This window comes from Steroidobacter sp. (assembly GCF_036402275.1).
Classification (GTDB): Bacteria; Pseudomonadota; Gammaproteobacteria; order Steroidobacterales; family Steroidobacteraceae; genus Steroidobacter.
In genome coordinates, this window is sequence record NZ_DASWTF010000054.1 from 1 (window position 1) to 3,146 (window position 3,146).

Genomic DNA, 3,146 nt, shown 5'->3' on the forward strand with positions numbered 1-3,146 from the left:
GCAGCACGCCACTCGAGCGATCGGTGACTGGATCAACTTTTACAACAATCGACGACCTCACCAGTCGCTGGGGATGAAGACACCCGCTGAAGCTTACGCATTAGCGGCATAACCTGAGCAGGTTCGGCTGGGTCATTACAGTGCCCCAGTAGAACGTGTCCTGATTCAGCAATTCTCCGGGCCGGGAGGCTTCCACATGTCGACAGCGGAACTCGACCGAGTGGCGCTCCAGCAACCGGATCTGGGTATCACTGAGCACGTGCGTATTCCGGACCAAGTTGACCGCCGATTCCGCTTGAACGTGACCGGTCGTTCCGACCGAACGTGACCGACGATTCTGATTGAAGGTGATCGATTTCCGGCCTTGGCCGGAATCCCCGGTCATGATCATCGGAATCATCGGTCACGTTCGGCCGGAATGAAGCCGAGGCTGCGCTGGTACTTACATTTTCCTGGTTAAGCTGCCCGATTTTGATCGGGGAGGCCGATGCCAGCCAAACGGAGTGCCATGCGCAAGATCAAAGACGTTCTGCGCCTCAAGTTCGAGGCGCGCCTGAGCCACGAGAAGATCGCTGCTGCGACGGGACTGTCGAAAGGCGCGGTGACGAACACCGTGCAGCGAGCGACGCAGCAAGGCCTGAGCTGGCCATTACCGCCGGAACTGGACGACAGCCGCCTGGAGGCGATGCTGTATCGGCAAGCGGCGCCACGCCGCGAATATGCGCAGCCTGACTACGCACTGATGCACCAGGAGCTCAAGCGCAAAGGCGTGACGCTGCAGCTGTTGTGGGAGGAGTACGAGGCTGCGCACGGCGAGCAGGCCTATCGATACAGTCAGTTCTGCGCGCACTACCACGAGTATCGTCGAACGCTTGCGCGCTCGATGCGCCAAATCCACCGCGCTGGCGAGAAGGTGTTCATCGACTACAGCGGCGACACCGTGGCGGTGATCGACTCGGCCAGCGGCGAGATCCTCACTGCCGAGATCTTCGTCGCGACGTTAGGCGCATCGAAGTATGCCTACGCAGAAGCGACGTGGACGCAAACACTGCCAGACTGGATTGCTTCGAATATCCGGATGCTGGAGTTCTTCGGGGCAGTGCCGGGTCTGTGGATCCCAGACAATCTGAAATCGGCGATCAAGAAAGCCTGTCGCTATGAGCCGGAGGCAACCTCGACCTACGAAGACTGTGCACGACACTACGGCGCAGCAATCTTACCGGCGCGGCCATATCACGCAAAAGATAAAGCGTCCGTTGAGATGAGCGTACTCGTGGTGCAGAGATGGATCCTCGCGCGCCTTCGCAATCGCCAGTTTTTCTCGCTGCGTGAACTCAACGCCGCGATCGCCGAACTGCTCATCGATCTCAATCGCCGGCCGTTCAAGAAGCTGCCTGGCTGTCGCGCCGAGGCGTTCGCGTCGATCGACCGTCCGGCGATGAAGCCGCTGCCGGGGACGCGCTACGAGTACGCCGAATGGATCAAGGCGAAAGTCGGCATCGACTATCACATCGAAGCAGATCGCCATTACTACAGCGTTCCGCACTCGCTGGTGGGCGAGCACGTCACGGTACGCGCGACCGACTCAGCGGTCGAATGCTTCTACAAAGGTGGGCGCGTCGCGGCGCACGTGCGCAGTTACCTCAAAGGCAAGCACACGACGCTGCCGGAACACATTGCCGAGCGCACACCGCAAGCACATGAAGTGGACGCCCGGGCGACTACTCAACTGGGGCCAGAACATTGGCACCGGCACGCGCGCCGTCGTGCAGTGGCAACTGGAGAACCGTCCGCATCCCGAGCAGGGCTATCGAGCGTGCTTAGGCCTGCTCAATCTCTCGAAGATCTACGGCGAGCAACGCCTGGAGGCGGCGTGTCGCCGAGCGCTCGCCATCGGCTCGCCGATGCGTAGACGCATCATCGCGATCCTCAAAGCCAAGTTGGACCAGCATCCCGATCTGATACCTGCAGCCGACACGGCGGCTGCAACGGCCTCGCGTACGCACAGCAACGTTCGTGGCGCCGATTACTTCCGTGCCCCATCGACGAATGACATTGAAACCCCAAGCACCGACGAAGGAGACGACGACTCATGCTCATCCAACCCACGCTCGATACACTGAATCGCCTGAAGCTGCACGGCATGGCACTGGCGCTATCCGAACAGATGACGCACAACGCCGCGCAGGGGCTCGCGTTCGAGGAGCGACTGGCGTTGTTGCTCGACCGCGACGAACTCCATCGAGAGAACCGGCGCATGACTCGGCTGTTGCAACTTGCACAGCTGAGGTATCGCGAGGCAGTGATCGAGGACCTCGACTTCCGCTCTCGCAGCGGGCTCGACCGATCGCAACTCACGAGTCTCGCCTCATGCGATTGGATCCGAGCCAATCAAAGCGTGCTAATCCACGGCGCGACCGGCTGCGGAAAGACGTATCTGGCCTGTGCTCTAGCGCATCAGGCTTGCCGCCAAGGCTTGAGCGCGTTGTATGTGCGTGCACCTCGCTTGTTCGAGGAACTCAATCTCTGTCACGCTGATGGCAGCTTCCGCAAGCGTCTTGCCGCCATCGCGAAGATCAACGTCCTGCTGATCGATGACTTTGCCATCGCGCCTATCGGTCCGCGGGAACGCAACGATCTACTCGAGTTGCTCGACGACCGAGTCGGCGCTCGTGCTTGCATCATCACGAGTCAGCTACCCATCACGGACTGGCACGACTACATCGGCGATCCCACGCTGGCCGATGCGATCCTCGATCGCCTCGTTCATCACTCACACCGAATCCACCTGGAGGCGAAGGAGTCGCTGCGCGGCCGGGAGGCTGCGAAGAATGCCAAAGCCAAGGCTCGCGTCGACTGAGCAATACCCTGGTCATGACCATCGAAGATCAGGAAATCTTGACCGATCGTGACCGACGAGAGTAGAAAACCCCGCCAGCGCAAACGCGGCGGAATCGCCGGTCACGTTCCGGCGGAACGGTCGGTCACCTTCAGCGGAATACGCACACGATGGTATCGCCTTGTGCATGCTGCTCAAGGCGCATCAGGCGCTTGTAGCGTGTTTCGATGCCGTGCCGTAGCCACACGCCGCGCACACCGGTCGGACTGACCTCGGTGCCGGCCAGGCGAAGTTCGTTCGAAACTCG

At 60.7% G+C, this 3,146-nt stretch carries 2 protein-coding genes and 1 pseudogene; all 3 read left to right on the forward strand.

All coding sequences use genetic code 11. From position 1 onward, the window contains the following. Positions 1-112 (forward strand): integrase core domain-containing protein (locus tag VGD45_RS33095; protein ID WP_349263410.1); only part of this gene is annotated, 112 nt, incomplete at its 5' end. Between the two features lie 375 nt (positions 113-487). Beyond that, positions 488-2,033: pseudogene (istA, locus tag VGD45_RS33100) on the forward strand (IS21 family transposase); the annotation flags it as partial. 59 nt (positions 2,034-2,092) lie between these two features. Continuing rightward, on the forward strand, positions 2,093-2,860 hold the full coding sequence (gene istB / locus VGD45_RS33105) for an IS21-like element helper ATPase IstB (protein WP_331159696.1): 768 nt from the start codon (positions 2,093-2,095) through the stop codon (positions 2,858-2,860). The last annotated feature ends 286 nt before the right edge of the window (positions 2,861-3,146 follow it).

Bases quoted from the DNA above. Each gene is read 5' to 3' on its own strand.
- istB (WP_331159696.1), top strand. From the start codon at position 2,093: ATGCTCATCCAACCCACGCTCGATACACTGAATCGCCTGAAGCTGCAC.